General features: G+C 68.2%; 21 protein-coding genes. 15 read left to right on the top strand and 6 right to left on the bottom strand.

The genetic code is table 11. From position 1 onward, the window contains the following. Window positions 1-54: 54 nt before the first annotated feature. The 12 genes from flgB to EGT29_RS17695 all read left to right on the top strand — a co-directional run bounded on the left by flgB (window position 55) and on the right by EGT29_RS17695 (window position 11,660). Window positions 55-474, top strand: a complete 420-nt coding sequence (gene flgB / locus EGT29_RS17750) for a flagellar basal body rod protein FlgB (protein WP_124690215.1) — start codon at window positions 55-57, stop codon at window positions 472-474. Window positions 475-490: 16 nt separating this feature from the next. Next, window positions 491-901, top strand: a complete 411-nt coding sequence (gene flgC / locus EGT29_RS17745; RefSeq protein WP_124690214.1) for a flagellar basal body rod protein FlgC — start codon at window positions 491-493, stop codon at window positions 899-901. Between the two features lie 20 nt (window positions 902-921). Next, complete coding sequence (locus EGT29_RS17740; RefSeq protein WP_124690213.1) at window positions 922-1,581, top strand: flagellar hook assembly protein FlgD; 660 nt, start codon at window positions 922-924, stop codon at window positions 1,579-1,581. Window positions 1,582-1,641: 60 nt separating this feature from the next. Beyond that, the gene (flgE, locus tag EGT29_RS17735) at window positions 1,642-2,901 is read left to right on the top strand and encodes a flagellar hook protein FlgE (protein WP_124690212.1); all 1,260 of its coding nucleotides are present in this window, start codon (window positions 1,642-1,644) and stop codon (window positions 2,899-2,901) included. Beyond that, on the top strand, window positions 2,901-3,644 hold the full coding sequence (gene flgF, locus EGT29_RS17730) for a flagellar basal-body rod protein FlgF (protein WP_124690211.1): 744 nt from the start codon (window positions 2,901-2,903) through the stop codon (window positions 3,642-3,644). The genes flgE and flgF overlap by 1 nt, the downstream gene beginning before the upstream one ends. Window positions 3,645-3,714: 70 nt before the next feature. Further along, a complete protein-coding gene (gene flgG, locus EGT29_RS17725) occupies window positions 3,715-4,497 on the top strand; it encodes a flagellar basal-body rod protein FlgG (protein ID WP_087841473.1) in 783 nt (260 codons plus the stop codon). Window positions 4,498-4,508: 11 nt separating this feature from the next. Then, window positions 4,509-5,213, top strand: a complete 705-nt coding sequence (locus tag EGT29_RS17720; protein WP_124690210.1) for a flagellar basal body L-ring protein FlgH — start codon at window positions 4,509-4,511, stop codon at window positions 5,211-5,213. 11 nt (window positions 5,214-5,224) lie between these two features. After that, window positions 5,225-6,346 (top strand): flagellar basal body P-ring protein FlgI, encoded by a 1,122-nt coding sequence (locus EGT29_RS17715; RefSeq protein ID WP_192901761.1) that lies wholly within the window; start codon window positions 5,225-5,227, stop codon window positions 6,344-6,346. Beyond that, complete coding sequence (gene flgJ, locus EGT29_RS17710) at window positions 6,346-7,431, top strand: flagellar assembly peptidoglycan hydrolase FlgJ (protein WP_124690209.1); 1,086 nt, start codon at window positions 6,346-6,348, stop codon at window positions 7,429-7,431. Before EGT29_RS17715 ends, flgJ begins: the two co-directional genes overlap by 1 nt. Window positions 7,432-7,551: 120 nt before the next feature. Continuing rightward, entirely contained in the window at window positions 7,552-9,453 is a 1,902-nt protein-coding gene (gene flgK / locus EGT29_RS17705; RefSeq protein WP_124690208.1) for a flagellar hook-associated protein FlgK, read from the top strand. 20 nt (window positions 9,454-9,473) lie between these two features. Then, complete coding sequence (flgL, locus tag EGT29_RS17700; RefSeq protein ID WP_124690207.1) at window positions 9,474-10,688, top strand: flagellar hook-associated protein FlgL; 1,215 nt, start codon at window positions 9,474-9,476, stop codon at window positions 10,686-10,688. 72 nt (window positions 10,689-10,760) lie between these two features. Beyond that, window positions 10,761-11,660, top strand: coding sequence for a response regulator (locus EGT29_RS17695; RefSeq protein ID WP_124690206.1), 900 nt, complete (start codon window positions 10,761-10,763; stop codon window positions 11,658-11,660). A 264-nt stretch (window positions 11,661-11,924) separates the two neighbouring features. Here the strand turns inward: EGT29_RS17695 and EGT29_RS17690 are convergent, their stop codons facing one another. Next, a complete protein-coding gene (locus tag EGT29_RS17690; RefSeq protein ID WP_124690205.1) occupies window positions 11,925-12,557 on the bottom strand; it encodes a response regulator transcription factor in 633 nt (210 codons plus the stop codon). Next, window positions 12,554-14,176, bottom strand: coding sequence for a response regulator (locus EGT29_RS17685; protein ID WP_124690204.1), 1,623 nt, complete (start codon window positions 14,174-14,176; stop codon window positions 12,554-12,556). The genes EGT29_RS17690 and EGT29_RS17685 overlap by 4 nt, the downstream gene beginning before the upstream one ends. Before the next feature lie 74 nt (window positions 14,177-14,250). On the opposite strand from EGT29_RS17685, the gene EGT29_RS17680 reads away from it, so the two are divergent. After that, the gene (locus EGT29_RS17680) at window positions 14,251-15,129 is read left to right on the top strand and encodes a protein-glutamate O-methyltransferase CheR (RefSeq protein ID WP_238160077.1); all 879 of its coding nucleotides are present in this window, start codon (window positions 14,251-14,253) and stop codon (window positions 15,127-15,129) included. An 8-nt stretch (window positions 15,130-15,137) separates the two neighbouring features. Further along, complete coding sequence (locus tag EGT29_RS17675) at window positions 15,138-15,794, top strand: CheB methylesterase domain-containing protein (protein ID WP_124690203.1); 657 nt, start codon at window positions 15,138-15,140, stop codon at window positions 15,792-15,794. Between the two features lie 179 nt (window positions 15,795-15,973). On the opposite strand, the gene dapB is transcribed toward EGT29_RS17675, so the two are convergent. Beyond that, window positions 15,974-16,783 (bottom strand): 4-hydroxy-tetrahydrodipicolinate reductase, encoded by an 810-nt coding sequence (gene dapB / locus EGT29_RS17670; protein WP_124692419.1) that lies wholly within the window; start codon window positions 16,781-16,783, stop codon window positions 15,974-15,976. Window positions 16,784-16,788: 5 nt separating this feature from the next. Next, window positions 16,789-17,400, bottom strand: a complete 612-nt coding sequence (locus EGT29_RS17665) for an outer membrane protein assembly factor BamE (protein ID WP_370282431.1) — start codon at window positions 17,398-17,400, stop codon at window positions 16,789-16,791. Between the two features lie 276 nt (window positions 17,401-17,676). Between EGT29_RS17665 and fur the strand changes: the two genes are divergently transcribed. Then, complete coding sequence (gene fur / locus EGT29_RS17660; RefSeq protein WP_087841463.1) at window positions 17,677-18,096, top strand: ferric iron uptake transcriptional regulator; 420 nt, start codon at window positions 17,677-17,679, stop codon at window positions 18,094-18,096. A 29-nt stretch (window positions 18,097-18,125) separates the two neighbouring features. Here the strand turns inward: fur and recN are convergent, their stop codons facing one another. Then, the gene (gene recN / locus EGT29_RS17655) at window positions 18,126-19,769 is read right to left on the bottom strand and encodes a DNA repair protein RecN (RefSeq protein WP_124690202.1); all 1,644 of its coding nucleotides are present in this window, start codon (window positions 19,767-19,769) and stop codon (window positions 18,126-18,128) included. 33 nt (window positions 19,770-19,802) lie between these two features. After that, complete coding sequence (locus EGT29_RS17650; protein ID WP_124690201.1) at window positions 19,803-20,699, bottom strand: NAD kinase; 897 nt, start codon at window positions 20,697-20,699, stop codon at window positions 19,803-19,805. Between the last annotated feature and the right edge of the window lie 25 nt (window positions 20,700-20,724).

The following is a 20,724-nucleotide window of genomic DNA, read 5'->3' as shown; positions in this document are numbered from 1 at the left end:
ATGGCGATACCTGCGAAAAGGGCCCGGCGCCCGCCCGCACGTACAGGAGGTCATGTGATCAGCCGCATAGGCGACGAACTGATGTTCAACACGCAAGCCCTGGAGCTGCGTGCCCGCCGCCAGGAGGTCCTGGCGGCCAACCTGGCCAATGCCGAGGCGCCCAACTACAAGTCGCGCGACTTCGATTTCGGCGCCGCGCTGCGGGCCGCCACGGGCACGCCCGAGGTGGATGCCGCGCAGGCGCCGCTGCGGATGTCGGCCACGGATGCCCGCCATCTGCGAGGCGATGCCGGGGATGGCCTGCCGGTGGCGTTGAAGTACCGCACGCCCGCCCAGGCCTCGATCGACGGCAACTCCGTCGATCCCGACCTGGAGCGCACGCGGTTCGCCGACAACGCTCTGCGCTACGACGCCGCGCTGCGCATGCTGAACGGGCAGATCCAGACGCTCCAGCGCGCGATCCAGAACAACTGAACGAGGCGGTATCCCCATGTCGATGAGCAAGGCATTCGAGATCGCCGGGTCGGCGCTGACTGCCAACAGCCAGCGCCTGAGCGCGGTGGCCAGCAATCTCGCCAACGCCGAGAGCGTGAGCGGGCCGGACGGCCAGGTCTACCGCGGCCGCAAGGTGGTGTTCGAGTCCTATCTCGTTCCTGGCGCCGTGGCCGGCGGCAACGGCGTGCGCGTGCGCGAGGTGCTGACCGATCCCTCGCCGCCCAAGCGCATCTACGATCCGAAGCACCCCATGGCCGACGCCGAAGGCTACATCAGCATGCCGAACGTCGAGGTCGTCGATGAAATGGTCGACATGATCGCCGCCTCGCGCGCCTACCAGACCAACGTCGAGGTCATGAACACTGCCAAGACCTTGATGCAGAAAACACTGACCCTGGGCACCTAGGCCCCAGGCAAGGAATCCGCATGGCCGTTTCCAACGTCAACAGCAACACCGGGGCCGGTGCCTCGGGCAGCTCCCTGGCCGCCTCGTCCGCGGAGGAGCTGTCCAACCGCTTCCTGACCATGCTGACCGCGCAGATGCGCAACCAGGACCCGCTCAATCCGCTCGACAATGCCGAGCTGACGTCGCAGCTGGCCCAGATCAGCACCGTCACGGGCATCAGCCAGCTCAACACGACCATGCAGTGGCTGGGCTACAGCATGGGCAGCCTGCAGGCCACCCAGGCGGCGTCGCTGATCGGCCGCAAGGTCATGCTGTCGGGCGACGGGATGACCCTGGCCGAGGGCAAGGCCGAGGGCGGCTATGTGCTGACCATTCCAGTCGAGAACGCCGAGCTGGTCGTGAAGAACGCCGATGGCGTCGAGGTCGCGCGCAGGACGCTGGCCGATGTCGATGCCGGGGTGCATACCTTCACCTGGGACGGCAAGAACGCGAAGGGCGAGACGCTGCCGGACGGCGACTACAAGTTCGAGGTGCTGGTCGGGCAGGGCACCCAGGTGGGCAACGCGCCGCCGCTGAGCGTGACCCAGATCACGTCGGTGCGGCCGTCCTCGGGATCGACCACGGTCGTCGACGCCAAGGGCAACCTCGTCAACCTGTCCGACGTCTACCAGGTCTGGTAGCGCCTTGCGTCCCGTCCCGAATTCCCGGATACCGAATCAGATAGTGCAAGGAACCCTGCGATGAGCTTCCAACAGGCATTGAGCGGCCTGAACGCCGCCGGCAAGAACCTCGACGTGATCGGCAACAACGTCGCCAACGCCAACACCGTGGGCTTCAAGGCCGCGCGGGCCGAGTTCGCCGACGTCTACGCGTCGACGGTGCTCGGCACCTATTCCAACAACATCGGTATCGGTACCAAGCTCAATTCCGTCACGCAGATGTTCACCCAGGGCGCGATCTCGGTCACGTCCAATCCGTTCGACGTCGCCATCTCGGGAGAAGGCTTCTTCCGCATGGACAACGCCGGGTCCATCGTCTATTCGCGCAACGGCCAGTTCCACCTGGACGCCAACGGCTACGTGGTCAATGCCAACGGCCTGCGCCTGACGGGCTACGTCGCCGACGCCAATGGCAACATCAATGCCGCCCAGCCGCAGCCGCTGCGGCTGACGGTCAGCTCGATCGAGGCCCGCGGCACTTCCGAGGTCACGCAGGGTTCGGTGCTCGATTCCCGCGCCGAGCCGATCGACGGCACCGCCAAGCCCTTCGATCCCGAGGACTCGACCACCTATACCCATGCCACGTCCATCGCGGTCTACGACTCGCTGGGCAACACGCACACGCTGTCCACGTTCTACGTGAAGCGCGAACCGGGCCAGTGGGAGGTCTATACCGCGCTGAACGGCAACGTCACCAATACCGACACCGACGGCGACGGATTGCCGAACGGCGCGCCGCTGGTGTTCGACGCCTCGGGCAAGATCGACCTGGCGGCTTCGAACAACGGCGTGTTCCAGGTCAACGTCGACGCCGCCACGCTGGGTACCGGCGCGACCGCGCTGAACATCAGCTACAACATGGCGTCCACTTCGCAGACCGGGCAGGCATTCAGCAACGAATTGCAGCGCCAGGACGGCTACACCTCGGGACGCCTGACCAGCTTCACGATCGACGAGAACGGCATCCTGAAGGCCAACTACTCCAACCAGCAGTCGCGGGCGCAAGGCCAGATCACGCTGGTGTCCTTCGTCAATCCGCAGGGCCTGGTCTCGGCGGGCAGCAACAACTTCCTGGAAACGATCCTGTCCGGCGGCCCGCGCATCGGCGTGCCGGGATCGAGCAACTTCGGCACCGTGACCTCGGGCGCGCTGGAAGACGCCAACGTCGACCTGACCGGTGAACTGGTGAACATGATCACCGCCCAACGGGTCTACCAGGCCAACGCGCAGACGATCAAGACCCAGGATTCGCTGATGCAGACCCTGGTCAACATGCGCTGATGGACAGGGCCCTTTACATTGCCGCGACCGGCGCCCGTGAACTGATGCGGCGCCAGGACGTGCAGACCAACAATCTGGCGAACGCGCTGACGCCGGGGTTCCGGGCCGAGATCGCGGCCCAGCGGACGGCGCCCGTGGTCGGCGGGCCGGGCTTGCGGACGCGCGCCTACGCGGTCGAGTCGACGCCGGGCGCCGACATGTCGGCCGGCGCGATGATGGCGACCGGGCGCGAGCTGGATGTCGCGGTCCAGGGCGAAGGCTGGTTCGCCGTGCGCACGGCGGACGGCGGCGAGGCCTATACCCGTGCCGGCGGCTTCCAGACCACGGCGGACGGCATGCTGGTCGACGTGGCCGGGCGCCCGGTGCTGGACCCGAATGGCGAACCCATCCTGATTCCGCCCGACACCAAGGTGCAGGTCAATACCGACGGGTCGATCTCCTCCGTGCCCGAGGTCGACCGGGTGCAGGCCGCGCAGATCGCCAACCTCAAGCTGGTGAACCCGCCGGGGAACACGCTGGCGCGCGGCGCGGACGGCCTTTTCCGCCTGCGCCAGGGCGGCATCGCGCCGGCGGCCGATGGGGTGCGCGTGGCGGGCGGCATGCTCGAGGGCAGCAACGTGAACGCGGTGGAAACCATGGTGGGCATGATCGCCGCGGCGCGTCACTACGACGTGCAGATACAGCTCATGCAGAACACCGACCAGAACCAGCGGTCGGCCACCCAGATACTGAGCATGACCTGACCGCGGGCCCGGCCCGGCGGCGATGGAATTTTGCGTAGTGCGGCGCATGCCGCGATAAGGATCAAGCACCATGATGCGTTCTCTCTGGATCGCGAAGACCGGCCTGGATGCGCAGCAGACCCAGCTGGACGTCATCTCGAACAACCTCGCCAACGTCAGCACCAATGGCTACAAGCGTTCGCGCGCGGTGTTCGAGGACCTGCTCTACCAGACCATGCGGCCGGCCGGCACGCAAACCACGCAGCAGAACCAGGTGCCCGCGGGACTGACGCTGGGAACGGGATCGCGGCCCGTGGCCACGGTGCGCAACTATGCGCAGGGCGCCTTGCAGCAGACCAGCAGCAGCTTCGACCTGTCGGTCAACGGCGCCGGCTTCTTCCAGGTGCAGCTGCCCGACGGCACGCTGGCCTATACGCGCGACGGCAGCTTCCAGATCGACAGCCAGGGGCAGCTCGTGACCAACAACGGCCTGGTCATCGATCCGGGCATCGTGGTGCCGGAAGGCGTCAAGGAAGTCGCCATCGGCCAGGACGGCGTGGTGACGGCGACGGTGGCGGGCCAGACCCAGCCGGTCCAGCTGGGCCAGCTGCAACTGGCGACCTTCATCAACCCGCCGGGCCTGCAGCCGCTGGGCCAGAACCTCTTCGGCGAGACCGCCGCCTCGGGCGTGCCGGTGGTCAACGTGCCCGGCTTGAACGGCGCGGGCCTGATCAACCAGGGCTACGTCGAGGCGTCCAACGTCAACGTGGTCGAGGAACTGGTCGGCATGATCCAGACCCAGCGCGCGTACGAAATCAATTCGCGGGCCATTACCACGGCCGACCAGATGCTCCAGCGCATCTCGCAGCTCTGAGGAAGGCCGGGATGAAGCAAGCGTTCAGGCCGCGTGTCCGTGGCGCCAGGGCCATCGCCGGGATGACGATCCTGGCGGGGCTGGCCGCCTGCGCCACGCCCAAGGTCGACATCGACGGGCCGACCACGGCCCGGCCGCTGGATCCCGTGGCCTACAACGCGAACCGCCGGCCCACCGGCGGCATATTCGGCACCGCGCCCGGCTATCGTCCGCTGTTCGAGGACGTGCGCGCGCGCAACATCGGCGACACGCTGGTCGTGCGCCTGGAAGAACACATCAATTCGTCCCAGCGCAACAACACCTCGGCGCAGCGGTCGGCCTCGGCCTCGGTGGGGGTTCCATCCATCAACAAGCTGCCCGGTTCCGGCATCCTGCGCGGCCTGGGCGTGCAGGGCGAGAGCGAGAACCGTTTCAACGCCCGCGGCGAGACCGGTGCCACCAACATCCTGTCGGGCACGATCACCGTGACCGTGGTCGAAGTGCTGGCCAACGGCAACATGCGCGTCTCGGGCGAAAAGCAGATCGGCACCAACCGCGAGACCGAACGCGTGCGTTTCTCCGGCGTGGTCAACCCGACCCACATCGTCGGCGGCAACTCGGTCAGCTCGACCCAGGTCGCCGACGCCCGCATCGAATACCGGGGGCAGGGCGCGATCGACGAGGCCCAGACGGTGGGCTGGCTGTCGCGCTTCTTCTACTCGTTCCTGCCGTTCTGAGCGCGCGCGGCATGAACCAACATCCGTTTCTCGCCGCCTGCCTGCGCCTGGCCGTGGCGATGCTGTGCGCGCTGCTCGTGCCCGCGGCCCAGGCGGCGCGGGTCAAGGACCTGGCCAACGTCCAGGGCGTACGCAACAACCAGCTGGTGGGCTACGGCCTGGTCGTGGGCCTGGACGGCACGGGCGACCAGACCACGCAGACGCCGTTCACCACCCAGTCGCTGATGTCCATGCTGTCCAACCTGGGCATCAACGTGCCCCCCGGCACGCGGCTCCAGCTCAAGAACGTGGCGGCGGTGATGGTGACCACCATGCTGCCGCCGTTCTCGCAGCCGGGCCAGCAGGTCGACGTGACGGTCAGCTCCATGGGCAACGCCAAGTCGCTGCGAGGCGGCACGCTGCTGCTGACGCCGCTCAAGGGGCTGGACGGGCAGGTCTATGCGATGGCGCAGGGCAGTGTGTCGGTGGGCGGAGCGGGCGCGTCGGCGGCGGGCAGCCGCGCGCAGATCAACCACCTGAGCGCGGGCCGCATCCCGGCCGGCGCCACGGTGGAGCGGGACGTGCCGACGCCGTTCGCAGGCGACGGCGCGCTGAGGCTGGAGCTGACGACCGCCGATTTCTCGACGGCGCGGTCGATGGTCGAGACCATCAACCGCCGCATCGGCCCCGGCACCGCGACCGCGCTCGACGGCCGCGTCATCGAACTGCGCGCGCCGTCGTCGCCCGATGCCCGGGTCGCCTTCATGGCGCAGATCGAGGACCTGGAGGTCGTGGGCAGCCGCGCGCCGGCACGCGTGGTCATCAACGCGCGCACCGGCTCGGTCGTGATGAACCAGAGCGTGCGCCTGGCGCCGGTGGCCGTCGCGCACGGCAACTTGAGCGTCACGGTCAGCTCGGCGCCGGTGGTCAGCCAGCCGGCGCCTTTCTCGGGCGGCCAGACGGTGGTGACCGAGCGTGCCGACATCGAGATCAGGCAGAGCGGCGGCGCCATCGTGCACCTGGATGGCGGTGCCCAGCTGGCGGAGGTGGTCAAGGCGCTGAACCTGCTCGGCGCCACGCCGCAAGACCTCATCTCCATCCTGCAGGCACTGAAGACCGCGGGTGCGTTGACCGCCGAACTGGAGATCATCTGATGAGCAAGATGGACAGCGCGATGCAGCGGGGCGGCATGGCGATCGATGCTCGCTCGCTGGAAAACCTGAAGCTGCAGGCGCGGCGCGACCAGACGGGAACCGTCAGGCAGGCCGCCCGCCAGTTCGAGGCGCAGTTCGCCCAGATGTTGCTGTCGCAGATGCGGCAGACGTCGCTGGCGGGCGACGGGCCGCTGGCCCAGGCCCTGAACAGCCCCGCCTCGCAGACCTGGCGGGGGATGCTGGACCAGCAGATGGCGCAGAAGCTGGCCGGCGTGGCCGAGGCGGGCAGCGGTCCAGCGCCGGCACGCAGCGGCCTGGGGCTGGCCGACATGCTGGAGAAGCAGCTGACCCGCAGCACCGTATCGCCGGAGTCCCTGCGCCGCGCTGGATTGCCGCTGTCCATGTCCACGCTGGAACTGGCGCGGGGCCGGACCATCGGCACCCCCTCCACGGCGACCAGCGGCATGATAGGCGGCATGGACGCTGCGGCGCTGGCGGGCGGATCGGCCCCGGCGCGCCGCATCCAGAACGGCCGGTTCGGCTCCCAGCCCGTCTACGCGCCGCCCGCGGCGGCCAGCGCCAAACCGGCGGCCGAGACGCGCGCCGCGCCCGCCTCCGCGGAGGAAATACGCGCCGAGTTCCTGGGCAAGTTCCTGCCCGCGGCCAGGCGCGCGGAAGCCGCGACCGGGATCCCGGCCGCCTACATCCTGGGCCAGGCCGCGCTGGAGTCGGGCTGGGGACGGCGCGAGATCCGCGGCGCCCAGGGCGAAGCCAGCCACAACCTGTTCGGAATCAAGGCGACGGGCTGGGACGGCCGCACCGTGCGCACCCGCACGACCGAATACCGCAACGGCACGCCGGAACGCGTGACCGCCGAGTTCCGCGCCTACGATTCCTACGAACAGGCGTTCGAGGACTACGCGCGCCTGCTGGCGTCGAACCCGCGCTATGCCAAGGTGCTGCAGTCGGCCGGCAACGCCGAGCAGTTCGCGCAGGGCCTGCAGCGGGCCGGCTACGCGACCGACCCCAGGTATGCCGAGAAGCTGGGCAGCACCATCCGGCGCGCCATGCAGATCGTCGTCTAGCGGCGGATCCGAGCGGGCAGGAGGCCGCCGGCATGCTCAAGCTTGGGCGCCGGCGTCCGTTAAGAGAGACATCAGCCGTGCAAGGCGCCGCCGCGCACGCCAGGCAGTCCGCATGAAACCATGACCACGAACATCACCAACATCGCATTGACCGGATTGCGCGCCGCCCAGGCCGGGTTGGCCGTCACCGCCAACAACATCTCCAACCAGGGGACGCCCGGGTATTCGCGCCAGCAGGTGATGCTGCAGTCGGCCATGTCGAACTTCAGCGGCGCCGGCTATTTCGGGCAGGGAGTGGACGTCGTCACGGTCCAGCGCGCCTACAGCGATTTCCTGTCCAGCCAGGCCAGCCAGTCGGCATCGACGCTCAGCTATCTCTCCACCTATTCGGACCAGATGAGCGGCCTGATCAACCGGCTCGGTTCGGTGGATACCGGGATCAACCAGAGCCTGAACGCGCTGTATTCGGCCATGGGCCGCTTCAGCCAGAACCCCGCCGAGACCGCGTCGCGGCAGGCCGCCCTGGCGGCGGCGCAATCGACGGCGGCGCGCTTTCGCGCCGTCAGCGAGGACCTCTCCACCCTGAGCCAGGGCATCGACAACCAGGCCAGCGCCACGGTGGGGCAGATCAACCAGCTGGTGCAGAGCATCGCCGCCTACAACGCCAAGATCGGCGACGCCTATGGAACCGGCCAGGGGCAGGCGCCCAATGGCCTGCTGGATCAGCGCGACGTGCTGGTGCGCGAACTGGGCAAGCTGACGGGCATCACCACCAGCACGCAGGGCACGAGCGTCAACGTCTACCTGACCAACGGCCAGCCGCTGGTCCTGGAGCAGGTGGCCTCGCAACTGCGGATCGACACCCGCGACCCGAATTCGCCCACCGGCACCAGCCTGTCGCTAACCGTCGGCGGCCACACCATGCAGCTCAACCAGGGCGACATCGACGGCGGCCAACTGGGCGCGCTGCTGCAATTCCGGGACAACGAACTGGCCCAGGCCCAGTCCGAACTGGGGCGCCTGGCCATCGCCATGGCGGCGGCCTACAACCAGCAGCAGCAATTCGGCCTGGACAGCAACGGCCAACCGGGCCAGGCCCTGTTTCGCATCGGCAATCCCGTGGCCGTGGGCCAGCGTGGCAATACCGGCGATGCGCGGCTGGCGGTGGGTATCGCCGACACGCGCTCGCTGACCGGCAGCGACTACCAGTTGACCCGGGTGGGCAGCGAGTACGTCGTGACCCGGCTGGACGACGGTACCGAGCTGGGCCCGTTCTCGTCGCTGCCGCAGAACGTGGACGGCCTGACCATCGGCCTGGCCGACGGCGACCTGGCCGACGGCGACACCTTCACGATCAAGGTCGCCAGCCAGGCCGCGGCGGGCGTCGAGGTGACACTTGCCGACCCCGGCAAGCTGGCCGCCGCGGCCCCCATGGGCCTGGTGACGGCGGACACCAATACCGGCACGGCGCAGGCGTCGCGCCTGCGCTCGGTCGAGTCCGGCAGCCCCGACTACGGCACCTCGGTTACCGTCCGCTTCACGTCCGCCACCGGCTACGAGCTGCTGGGCGAAGATGGCACCGTCCTGTCGACGGGCCTTCTGCAACCGCCGCAGCAGACCATTTCCCACAACGGCTGGGCCTTTGACCTGGCCGGCATCCCGGCCGCCGGGGACACCATTACCGTCAAGGCCGATGCGGGCGCGCCCGCGGGCGACAACCGCAACGCGCTAGCCATGGCCGGGTTGGGGACTACCCGGATCGCCGGCGGCAGCACGCTGACCGATGCCTATGCCGGGCTGATTTCCCAGGTCGGCACGCGAGCGGCTTCGCTGAACATCAGCAAGGCCGCGCAGCAGACCGCCTTCGACCAGGCGGTGGCCAGCGAACAGTCGCTGTCGGGCGTGAACCTGGACGAAGAGGGCGCCAACCTGCTGCGCTACCAGCAGGCCTACGCGGCCGCCGGCAAGGTGCTGGGCATGTCTTCCGAACTGTTCGACCAGTTGCTCGCCGCCATCCATTAACGATACGCCTACGGACCGCCATGAGAGTCAGCACCAATCAGTTCTACGACAACAGCATCCGGGCCATCAACAGCCAGCAGAGCGCGCTGCTGCAGGTCTCGCAGCAGCTGTCCGCCCAGCGCAAGCTGCTCAGCCCGTCCGACGATCCGGTCGCGGCCGGCCGCGAGGTGGCGCTGGACGCCACGCTCAAGGCCAACGAACAGATGCTGAAGAACCAGGCCGACGCCAAGGGCCTGCTCGAAGGCACCGAGAACTATCTGGTGGAAGCCGGCAATACCCTGCAACTGGCGCTGACCCGCATCGTCCAGGCGGGCGGGGGCGGGCTGAACGAGGAAAACCGGCAGTCCATCCTGGCCGATCTCAAGGGGCTGCGCGATCAGTTGATGAGCGTGGCCAATACCCAGGACGAGAACGGCAGCTACGTCTTCGCCGGCTACAAGCGCGACGGCCAGCCTTTCGTGCGCAATGCCTCCGGGGTGGTCTACCAGGGCGACGCCGGCGTGCGCCAGAGCCAGATCGGCCCCAACCGCGTGATCGACGTCAGCTTCAGCGGCAGCTACCTGTTCGGCGACATTCCCACCGGCCGCAACGGACTCGATGCCAGCGCCAGTAGCGGCAATACCGGCAGCGCCACGTTGACCGCCAGCACGGTCACCGATCGCCAGGCCTGGTCGGCCGCGGCGGCCTACGGCCCGTACACCATCGAGTTCGGCGCCGACGGCGCCTATACCGTTTCGGACAAGGACGGGGCCGAGGTCGGTACCGGCACCCTGGGCGAGGACGGCCAGACGATAGACGTCGCCGGCGTGCAGATCGGCTTCAGCGGCCGTCCCGCCGAAGGCGACAAACTGAGCTTCGGTCCGTCGCGCTCGCAAAGCGTGTTCGATACGCTGGACCAGGCCATCGCGGCCCTGGGGCAGCCCGCATCCGAGACCGAGTCCGTCTCGCGCGCCAACGCGTTGTACGAGGCCAACCTGAACCTGAACTCGGCGCTGAACCGGCTGCTCGAGGCGCGTTCGTCCATCGGCAGCCGCCTGACCGAGGTCGAGGCGGCCACCACCGCCGGCGAAACCCGTGGCGAACAGATCACCGGCGAGATCTCGCGGGTGGTGGGATCCGACCTGGAAACCATGACGGAACTGACCGGCGAACTGGCCAAACGCACGTACACTGTGCAGGCCGCGCAGCAGACTTATACGCAGATCGCCCGGATGTCCATTTTCAATTTCCTGTAAACAGGAAGGTTCCGGCGGCGGACGGATGCGAGGGTGCCGCCGGCGCGTTCACCTGGCCCCACCGGATGCTTCATGTCGCAGGAACCGTTCAACATCCTCGTCGTCGATGACGAGCCGCTCAACCTGGAAATCATTTCCGAGCACCTGTCCGATCCGCGCTATCGGCTCCGGTGCGTGCAGGACGGCATCCAGGCCTGGGACCTGTTGCAGGAGGCGGGCGTCGACTATGACCTGATCGTGCTCGACCGGATGATGCCGGGGCTGGACGGCATCGAACTCCTGACCCGCATACGCGCGGACCGCCGCCTGGCCGACATCCCGGTCATCATGCAAACCGCTGCCTCGCACCCGGCCGACGTGCTCGAAGGCATACACCGGGGCGCCTACTATTATCTGACCAAGCCGTATGAGCACGACATGCTGATCGCGGTCGTCGGCGCGGCCATCGAATTCCGCGCGCGGCAGAAGGGCTTGCGCCGCCGCCTGTCGGATGTGCACGACGTGTTCGGCCACATGCGACAGGCCGACTTCGGCTTCGTGTCCCTGGCCGAGGCCCGGCAATTGGCCTTCTTTCTGGCCAAGCTGTGCCCCGCGCCCGAGGTGGCGGTGATCGGCCTGGCCGAACTGATGGTCAACGCGGTCGAGCACGGCAACCTGGAAATCGGCTTCGTGGACAAGGGGCGCCTGAGCATGGAGGGCCGCTGGGCCGCGGAAATCCAGCGCCGCCTGTCCTTGCCCCCGTATCGCGACCGCACCGCCAGCGTCAGCTTCGTACGCGAACCCGGCCGCATCCGTTTTCGCGTCAAGGACCAGGGCCCCGGCTTCGACTGGCGAACCTACCTGGAAATCTCTCCCGACCGCGCCTTCGACATGCACGGCCGCGGCATCGCCATGGCCCGCGCCCTGACCTTCAAGGACCTGGCCTACACCGACAACGGCCGGGAGGCTATAGGCAGTATAGAGACCCCCTAGGGAAACCCACCCCCTACGCCCTTCGGGCGCCCCCTCAAGGGGGCGATGCGGGTGGACCGGCGGAGCCGGATCCACCGCATCCTGGGTCTAGTGGGGTTGTCTTGGGTTGTTGCACCGGTGCTATCGCTGGCTGCCAGCGATAGCAACCGTGCTTCAGTCCAAGATGGTTTCCCTAGACCCAGGAAACCGCGGATCTGGCTTTGCCAGTCCGCCGGTTTCGCCCCCTGGGGGGCGCCCGAAGGGCGTAGGGGGTGGGCTCCGCTTCTACTCGACCAGTTTGTGCTTCAGCGCGTAGTGGGTCAGCTCGGCGTTGTTCTTGAGCTTCATCTTTTCGAGCAGGCGCGCGCGGTAGACCGATACGGTCTTGGGCGACAGCGAGATTTCCTCGGCGATCTGGGTCAGGGTGCGGCCCGAGGCGATCATTACCATGGTCTGGTATTCGCGGTCGGACAGCAGTTCGTGCGGCGGACGTTCGTCGCCCTGGCTGAGGTGGGTGGCCAGTTGTTCGGCCAATTCCGGAGTGATGTATTTCTTGCCGCGCGCGACGGCGCGGATGGCCGCGATCACGGTCTCGGGCGGCGAGTTCTTGTGCAGGTAGCCGGCCGCGCCGGCCTTGACGCTGCGCACCGCGTACTGGTCCTCGGGGTACATGCTGAGCATGAGCACGGCGATGCGCGGCCAGCGCTCGCGCACCTGCTTGAGTCCTTCCAGCCCGTTCTTGCCGGGCATGGAGATGTCCATCAGTACGACGTCGGCCTCGGTCTTGCGCAGCACGTCGAGCAGGTCGCCGCAGTCGGCCGCTTCTCCCACCACCGAGATGCCTTCCTCGGCCTGCGCGATCTGCCGCAGGCCCGAGCGCACGATGGCGTGATCGTCGGCGAGCACCAGCCGGATCATTCCTGGTCCTCCGGTTCGTGGTGGGGGGACTTTCCTCCCGGCAGGGACAGGGTGGGGGGATTCAACGGAATCGAAATCATGAGTGTGGTTCCTCGGAAAGGCGGCGTGCCGGTCTGGGGCGAGCCGCCTATGTCCATCCAGCCGCCCAGGCCGTGGACGCGTTCCATCATGCCGCGCAGGCCGAACGAGGTGCGCTTGCGCAGCGAGTCGGACGACAGGCCGATGCCGTTGTCGCGGACTTCCAGGCTGAGCGTGCTGTCGTCGGCGAAGAGATCGACGTCCACGCGCGTGGCTTGCGCGTGCTTGAACACGTTGGTCAGGGCTTCCTGGAAGATGCGGAAGACGGCGATGGATTGTTCCAGTTCGAGCGCCAGGTCGTCCTGGTTGGTATGGACATTGACGGTGATGCCCGTGTGCTGCGCGAAATCGCGCGCCTGCCATTCGATCGCGGCGACGATGCCGAAATCGAGCACCGGCGGCCGCATGGCCCGGGCGATGCGGGAAATGGCCTCGCCCAGCGAGGCGACCATCTGTTCGGCTTCGTCCAGCAACTGCGCCGTTTCCTTTTCGCGGGAGCGGCGGCGGGCCAGCGCGAGGTCGGCGCGTATCCGCGTGACGAGGGCGCCCAGGTCGTCGTGGATTTCGCGCGCGAGTTCGGCCCGTTCGTTCTCCCGCACGCGTTCGGTGTGGCGGGAAAGTTCGCGCAACTGGCTTTCGGAGCGGCTGAGCTCCGCCTGCGCGTGGGCCAGGTGGGTGACGTCGGACAGCGCGACCACGCAGCCCGAGGGCGGGGAGCCGCTGAGCGGGCTGGCCGACACCAGCAGCTCGCGGTTTTCCCCCTTGGTTTCTATGCTGAACGGCAAACCGCGTACTTCGGTGCCGTCCAGCGCGGGCGCGATCAGCGTCAGCAGTTTCCAGGTATCGGGCTGCGAGGGCAGGGCGAACGATCGGGACAGCGTGTCGGTCGAACCCAGTCCGGTCAGGTCTTCGCAGGCCGGGCTCCACATGGTGACGGTACGTTCGCGCGAGATGGCGAACAGGGCGACCGGCGTGGCCGAGAAGACGGCGTTCAACTGGTCGTGGGCCGAGGCCAGCGCCGTTTCGGCCCGCTGCCGCTGGTCGCGGGTCTGCACTTCGCGCAGGCCGCGCTCCAGCGCGGGGGGAAGCCGGCGCAGGTTGTTCTTCATCACGTAGTCGTCGGCGCCGGCCCGCATGGCTTCGACCGCGGTTTCCTCGCCGATGGCGCCGGACACGATCAGGAAGGGGCCGCGGAATCCGACTTCCTTGGCCACCTTCAGCGCGCGCAGGCCGCTGAAGGTGGGCAGGGAGTGGTCGCTGATGATGGCGTCCCAGGCCCGTTCGGCCAGGGCCTGCCGCATGGTCGTTTCGGTGTCCACGCACTGGGCGCTGACATTCAGGCCCGCGTCGACCAGCACGGCGCGCATCAGCGTGAAATCGGCAAGCGAGTCCTCGATGAACAGGATGGCGAGCTGGGTGGCCTCGCGCGCGTCGGGGCCCAGGCCGGATGCAGCCTGGCCGGGCGCCGCCGTCATGAAGCGAGGCAGGCCGGCCGCGGAGGGGCCGGCGTTCTGCACGGAGACGGGGCCGCGATTGAACATTGCTTAATGAATCAGTGAGTGTTGCCGATAATCCCGTCAATGATAGCGTGGGGGCATTTCCTTTAGGGCCAAGCGTGACATCCAGAACCAGCCTCCTGGCCGTGACCGATGCTATACCGGGCTCGGCCGACTCCCTCGTCGGCACCGAATTCGCCTTCAGCGGCCAGGATTTCGACCGGATACGGGCCCTGCTGCGGCAGCACACCGGCATTTCGCTGTCGGACGCCAAGCGCAGCATGGTCTACAGCCGGTTGGCCCGTCGGCTGCGCGCCACCGGCCGGCCGTCCTTCAGCGCGTACCTGGAAGGGTTGCGCGCCGGCGCGCCCGAATGGGAATACTTCGTCAACGCGCTGACCACCAATCTCACGTATTTCTACCGCGAGAGCCACCATTTCCAGATCCTGGCCGCCTACCTGAAGCGTCTGGCCGCCGAACGTCCGGGCCAGACGCTGCAGCTCTGGTGCGCGGCCGCTTCCACCGGGGAAGAGGCCTGGACCCTGGCCATCACGGCCGCCGAGGTGTTCGGCACCCTGGCGCCGCCGGTGCGCATCCTGGCGACCGACCTGGATACCCATGTGCTGGCCAGCGCCCGGCAAGCCGTGTACCGGCGCGACCAGTTGGCCAAGGTGCCCGACCAGCAGGCGCGCCGCTATTTCGTCGAGGAGGCCGAGGGCCAGTACGGCGTGCGGCCCGAGCTGCGCGCGCTGGTGAATTTTCGTCAGCTGAACCTGCTGGACCCCGTGTGGCCGGTGCGCGGGCCGCTCGACGCGGTATTCTGCCGCAACGTCCTGATCTACTTCGATCGACCCACCCAGTTGCGGGTCGTCGAGCGCATGGCCGGGCTGATGCCGCCCGGGGCCCTGCTGTTCGTCGGCCATTCCGAGAGTTTTTCCCAGGGGCAGCAGCGATTCGTGCTCCAGGGGCGTACCGTCTACGCCAGGCAGCCGGGCTGAGCATATCCATGAGCGACGAGCAATCCCGGCCCGCCGATGGCCGCGCGCCCGCGCCGTCCCGGTACGACCGCAGGCTGCTGGTCGCCATCGGGGCTTCGACCGGTGGCACCGAGGCGCTGCGCGAACTGCTGGAGGCGCTGCCCGCCGACCTGCCGCCCATCGTCATCACCCAGCACATGCCGCCCGGCTTCACGCGCAGCTTCGCCGAGCGTCTGGACAAGCACACGCCGCTGCACGTGAAGGAAGCGGAACACAACGAACGGCTGCACCCGGGGCACGTCTACGTGGCTCCCGGCCACGCCCACCTGTCGGTGCGGCCGCTGCCGCTGCTGGGCTACCACGCGCAATTGTCCGAAGGCGAACCGGTCAACCGCCACCGCCCCTCGGTCGAGGTCCTGTTCCTGTCGGCCGCCCGCGCGGCCGGGGCCGGCAGCGTGGCCATCATGCTGACCGGCATGGGCAAGGACGGCGCGCGGGCCATGCTGGCATTGCGCGAGGCGGGCGCCTACAACCTCGCCCAGGACGAAGCCTCGAGCGTGGTCTTCGGCATGCCCCGCGAAGCCATCGCCCTGGGCGCCGTCCACGAGATCGTCCCGCTTGCCCAGATGGCCCAACGCCTGGTCCTCGCCGTAGAAGCCAAAAACAAGGCCATCAACGGCCCCTGAAGACGCTTACAAAAACAGAACGGCCCCACACGAGGCCGTTCCAACAGTTGCCTGGGCGCCGCGGATCCGGCTTTGCCGGTCCGCCAGCGCCGCCCCCTTGAGGGGATATGGCGCCAGACCCAGGATGCGGTGGATCCGGCTCCGCCGGTCCACCCGCATCGCCCCCTGGGGGGCGCGCGTCAGCGCGTAGGGGGGGGCTTAAGACCCAGCACATCCTGCATGTCGTACAGCCCGGCGGGCTTGTCGGCCAGGTAGCGCGCGGCGCGCAGGCTGCCTTCGGCGTAGTTGACGCGGCTGTTCGACCGATGGGTGACCTCGATGCGCTCGCCCGGGCCGCAGAAGAAGACGGTGTGGTCGCCCACCACGTCGCCGCCGCGGGCCGAGGAAAAGCCGATGGTGCCGTGCTTGCGGGCGCCGGTGTCGCCGTGGCGGGCCCATTCGGCCACCTCGGACAGCGGCTTGCCCCAGGCCTGCGCCACGGTCTCGCCCATTTTCAGCGCGGTGCCCGAGGGCGCATCCACCTTGTGCTTGTGGTGGACCTCGAACACTTCCACGTCGTAGTCCTCCTTCAGGATACGGGCGGCGATGTCCAGCAGCTTGAGGGTGACGTTCACGCCCACGCTCATGTTGGGCGCGAAGACCACGCCCACCTTGTCGGCGGCGGCGGCGATCGCGGCCTTGCCGGCCTCGTCGAAGCCGGTGGTGCCGATCACCAGCTTGACGCCGTGGCGCCGGCAGGCTTCCAGGTGGGCCAGCGTGGCTTCGGGGCGGGTGAAGTCGATCAGGCAGTCGGCCTGCGCAAGGGCGTCGAGATCGTCGGTGATCATGACCTTGCTTTGCTTGCCCAGGAACTCGGCGGCATCGTGGCCGATGGCGGGGCTGCCGGCGCGGTCCAGCGCGACGGCGAGTTCCAGGTCGGGGGCGGCGAGCACGGCTTCGATCAGCATGTGGCCCATGCGGCCGGTCGCCCCGGCAATGGCGATACGCATCGAGGTCATTCCTTGGTATTCGTGGCGGGTTGGGGGGGGGCGGCGTCGCCGGAGGGCGACGCGGGGGCAGGAGCGACCGGCGCGACGGGTGTGGCGACGGCGGGGGCCGAGCCGGGGTCCAGGCTGGGAGAGGCGGCATTGCCCTCGACCGTCAGCGGAGCCGTGTTTGGGGCCTGCTGGGCCGGCTGCGTGGCAGAGCCCAGGGCCTTGCGCGTGTCCTTCTGCTGGAACGGCTGGCGGGCGGGCTGTTCATCGCCGGTCCAGCGCTCGAGCCGGTCGTTGGCGAAATAGACGGTGAAGCGCCGTTCCTCGGTCTGCCCGTGGCCGGGCGTGAACAGGTACGGATAGTCCCAGCGGTCCGAATGGAAAATGCTGGTCAGGGTGGGGCTGCCCAGGGCGAAACGCACCTGTTCGCGGGTCATGCCGGGGCGCAGCAGTTCCACTTGTTCCTGGGTCAGCCAGTTGCCCTGCTGGACGTCGGCCCGGTAGGGCTTGACGAAGTTCGGAACGTAGTTGTTGACCGAGCTGCATGCCGCCAGGCCCAGCAGCGCGGCCGGGGCCAGCCGCCGCAGGGTGCCGGCTTGGCCGTGGATGAAGGAAATCAGAGCGTTTGGCACAGATCCGCACTCGTCTTGATTGGGGAAACCGTTATCATAAAGCCCTCGGGGAATGCCTGGGCTTTTCCGGAGCTTTCCCGGCACTGCCGGGCGGCCGCCGCGGGACGGGCAACCGGGTGCACCGGGCCGAGCCGTTTCGCCGCCTGCCATGCCGGGGCCGCGCCTTGCGGGCGCAGCGCGCCCGATGGCTGACTGGGCCTGAAGATCCAGCACCCACGCCGGATCCTGCCGTTACGCAGGGTTCGACACACGAAACCGCTTTCAGAAAGGACCATCATGACAGATCAAAGCGAACTCAAAAGTATAGGCCTGAAAGCGACCTTCCCCCGGCTCAAGATCTTGGATGTCTTTCGCAAGGCCGAAGTGCGCCACATGAGCGCCGAGGACGTCTACCGGGCCCTGATCGGCGAAAGCGTCGAGATCGGGCTGGCCACGGTCTATCGCGTGCTGACGCAGTTCGAGCAGGCCGGGTTGCTGGTCCGCAGCCAGTTCGACAGCGGCAAGGCCGTGTTCGAGCTGAACGAGGGCGATCACCACGACCACCTGGTCTGCACCAATTGCGGCAAGGTCGAGGAGTTCTTCGACGCGGAAATCGAGAAACGCCAGCAGAAGATCGCCAAGGACCACAATTTCGTGCTGACCGGGCACGCGCTGTCGCTGTACGGCATCTGCCAGAACTGCGCCAAGAGCCGCTGAGGCCGCCAGGGGCGGGCCGGCGGCCCGCCTCAGTTGTTGCCTATCATTTCCCGCGCATGCTTGCGCGTCGTGGCGGTGATTTCTATGCCGCCCAGCATCCGGGCGATTTCGTCCACCCGTCCCCCCCTGTCCAGCTGATTGACCGTGGAGATCGCGGCGCCTTTTTCCTGGCGTTTGTCGACCCGCAGGTGCGTATTGCCGCAGGCGGCGACCTGGGGCAGGTGGGTGACGCACAATACTTGATGCAAACTGCCTAGTTCGCGCAGCAGCCGGCCGACGACCTCGGCCACCGCGCCGCCTATGCCCGTGTCGACCTCGTCGAAGATCAGGGTCGGGACCCGCGCGGCACGGCTGGCGATGACCGACAAGGCCAGCGAGATCCGCGCCAGTTCGCCGCCGGAGGCCACCTTGGCCAGCGGGCGGGGGGTGGTGCCGGCGTGGCCCGCGACGCGGAATTCGATGGCTTCGGATCCGTGGACGCCGGGATCGGCCGCCTCGACCGCGACCTCGAAGCGTCCGCCGCCCATGGCCAGCGTCTGCATGGCCTGGGTTACCGCCCTGGACAGCGAACCCGCCGCCTTCTTGCGCGCCCGGCCCAGCTTGCCGGCGGCGGTGTCGTAGGCCGCCTTGGCGGCCTCGACCTTGGTGCGCAGGGCCTGGACGTCCTCGGCTTCCTTCAAGGTTTCCAACTGCGCCAGCAGCGTGGCGTGGCGTTCGGCCAGTTCCTCGGGTTGCAGGCGGAACTTGCGGGCGGTGTCGAATACCGCTTGCAGGCGGCCTTCGACCTCGCCCAGGCGCTGAGGATCGAGCTCCAGGCGCCCCAGGTAGCTGTTCAGGTCGGAGACGGCCTCCTGGAGCGCGATGCGGGCCGATTCCAGCGCCTCGGATACCGGGGCCAGCGCCGCGTCGTGCGCGGCCAGCTGGCCGATGCGCTGGGCGGCGGCGGCCAGGCGGGCATGGGCGGCGTCATCGTCCTCTTCCAGGGCGGCGATGGTCTGGCTGGCGCCGTCGATGAGCGACTGGGCATGGGCCAGCCGGCCGTGCTCGGCCTGGAGGTGGTCCCATTCGCCGTCCTTCAGCGCCAGCCGGTCGAGTTCGTCGGCCTGCCATTGCAGGCGTTCGCGCTCCTGCTGCAGCGAAGCCGCGTCGCGTTCCACCGCTTCGAGCTTGCGCGCCAGTTCGCGCCAGGCCTTCCACGCCTGCGCCACGTCGCGCCGCAGCGCGCCATGGTCGCCATGGTCGTCCAGCATGTCGCGCTGGGAGTCGGTCTTGAGCAGGCTTTGGTGCGCATGCTGGCCATGGATGTCGACCAGGTGTTCGCCCAGTTCGCGCAACTGGGTCAGCGTGGCGGGCACGCCGTTGATGTAGCCGCGGCTGCGCCCCTGGGCATCGATGATCCGCCGCAGCACCAGGCTGTCGGTATCCAGCTCGCGCTCGGCCAGCCAGTCCAGCAGCGCGGGCGGCACGTCGAATACCGCGCTGACCTCGGCCCGGCTGGCGCCCTCCCGCAGCACCGAGGCATCGGCGCGTTCGCCCAGGGCCAGGGCCAGCGCGTCGATCAGGATCGACTTGCCGGCGCCCGTTTCACCGGAGAAGACGGTGAAGCCTGGGCCGAATTCGACCTCGGTCTGGTCGACGATCACGAAATCGTTGATGTGCAGGGCGCGCAGCATACGAATGGAGCCGGTGGAAAGGGCGGAGAAGGACTAATCGATCGCGGTGCCGGAAATCTGGTTCCAGTGCAGCTTGCGCCGCAGGGTGGAAAAATAACTGTATCCGGCCGGGTGAAGGAAGCGGATGGTGTGTTCGGCGCGTTTCACCAGGACGCGGTCGCCTTCCTGCAGCGACGACCAGCTCTGCATGTCGAAGTGCACGCTGGCGCTTTCGTCGCGGCCGCCGGGAGAGCGGGTAAGGGTGATGTCTATCGTGCAGTCGTCCGGGATGGCGATCGGCCGGTTGGACAGCGCCTGCGGCGCCACCGGCACCAGTACCAGCCCGCGCAGCGATGGATGCAGGATGGGGCCGTTGGCCGACAGCGCATAGGCCGTGGATCCCGTGGGCGTGGCGATGATCAGGCCGTCGGCGCGCTGCTTGGACATGTACAGCCCGTCCACCTGCACGGTGACTTCCAGCATGCCGCCCAGGCCGGCCCGGCTCAGCACCACGTCGTTCAGCGCCAGCGCCGACACCAGCGTGGTCTCGCCCCGGATGACGCTGCAGGCCAGCAGGGTGCGGGTTTCCGATTCGAACTGGCCGTCGAGGATGCCGGCGATGGCGGTGCCGGCGTCCTCGATGGGGACGTCGGTGATGAATCCCAGCCGGCCGTGGTTGATGCCCACCACGGGCACGTCCCAGGGCGCCAGCTGCCGCGCCACCCCCAGCATCGTGCCGTCGCCCCCCATGACGATGGCCAGCGACGCGCGCTGCCCGATTTCCTCGACGGTGGCCGCGGGGTAGTCCAGGACGCCGATATTGGTGGCGGTGTCCTTCTCGAACACGACCTCGCGCCCGGCATCGCGCAGCATCTGCGCGACCGCGCGCAACGGCGCGGCGATGCCGGTATCGTGGTATTTGCCGACGAGGGCGACGATGGGAAAATGCATGCAGGCATTATATGAGGGGAGACCT

It is taken from the genome of Pigmentiphaga sp. H8, from assembly GCF_003854895.1.
GTDB lineage: Bacteria > Pseudomonadota > Gammaproteobacteria > Burkholderiales > Burkholderiaceae_B > Pigmentiphaga.
Note: the sequence above shows the minus strand (reverse complement) of the source record. Positions and strands in the feature narration are given on the sequence as shown.

Coding starts and splice junctions, on each gene's coding strand:
- flgK (WP_124690208.1), top strand. CDS start 7,552: ATGACCACGAACATCACCAACATCGCATTGACCGGATTGCGCGCCGCC.
- EGT29_RS17675 (WP_124690203.1), top strand. CDS start 15,138: ATGAGCGACGAGCAATCCCGGCCCGCCGATGGCCGCGCGCCCGCGCCG.
- flgG (WP_087841473.1), top strand. CDS start 3,715: ATGATGCGTTCTCTCTGGATCGCGAAGACCGGCCTGGATGCGCAGCAG.
- recN (WP_124690202.1), bottom strand. CDS start 19,769: ATGCTGCGCGCCCTGCACATCAACGATTTCGTGATCGTCGACCAGACC.
- EGT29_RS17740 (WP_124690213.1), top strand. CDS start 922: ATGGCCGTTTCCAACGTCAACAGCAACACCGGGGCCGGTGCCTCGGGC.
- flgJ (WP_124690209.1), top strand. CDS start 6,346: ATGAGCAAGATGGACAGCGCGATGCAGCGGGGCGGCATGGCGATCGAT.
- flgC (WP_124690214.1), top strand. CDS start 491: ATGTCGATGAGCAAGGCATTCGAGATCGCCGGGTCGGCGCTGACTGCC.
- EGT29_RS17685 (WP_124690204.1), bottom strand. CDS start 14,176: ATGTTCAATCGCGGCCCCGTCTCCGTGCAGAACGCCGGCCCCTCCGCG.
- EGT29_RS17690 (WP_124690205.1), bottom strand. CDS start 12,557: ATGATCCGGCTGGTGCTCGCCGACGATCACGCCATCGTGCGCTCGGGC.
- dapB (WP_124692419.1), bottom strand. CDS start 16,783: ATGCGTATCGCCATTGCCGGGGCGACCGGCCGCATGGGCCACATGCTG.
- fur (WP_087841463.1), top strand. CDS start 17,677: ATGACAGATCAAAGCGAACTCAAAAGTATAGGCCTGAAAGCGACCTTC.
- EGT29_RS17695 (WP_124690206.1), top strand. CDS start 10,761: ATGTCGCAGGAACCGTTCAACATCCTCGTCGTCGATGACGAGCCGCTC.
- EGT29_RS17720 (WP_124690210.1), top strand. CDS start 4,509: ATGAAGCAAGCGTTCAGGCCGCGTGTCCGTGGCGCCAGGGCCATCGCC.
- EGT29_RS17715 (WP_192901761.1), top strand. CDS start 5,225: ATGAACCAACATCCGTTTCTCGCCGCCTGCCTGCGCCTGGCCGTGGCG.
- flgL (WP_124690207.1), top strand. CDS start 9,474: ATGAGAGTCAGCACCAATCAGTTCTACGACAACAGCATCCGGGCCATC.
- flgF (WP_124690211.1), top strand. CDS start 2,901: ATGGACAGGGCCCTTTACATTGCCGCGACCGGCGCCCGTGAACTGATG.
- flgE (WP_124690212.1), top strand. CDS start 1,642: ATGAGCTTCCAACAGGCATTGAGCGGCCTGAACGCCGCCGGCAAGAAC.
- EGT29_RS17650 (WP_124690201.1), bottom strand. CDS start 20,699: ATGCATTTTCCCATCGTCGCCCTCGTCGGCAAATACCACGATACCGGC.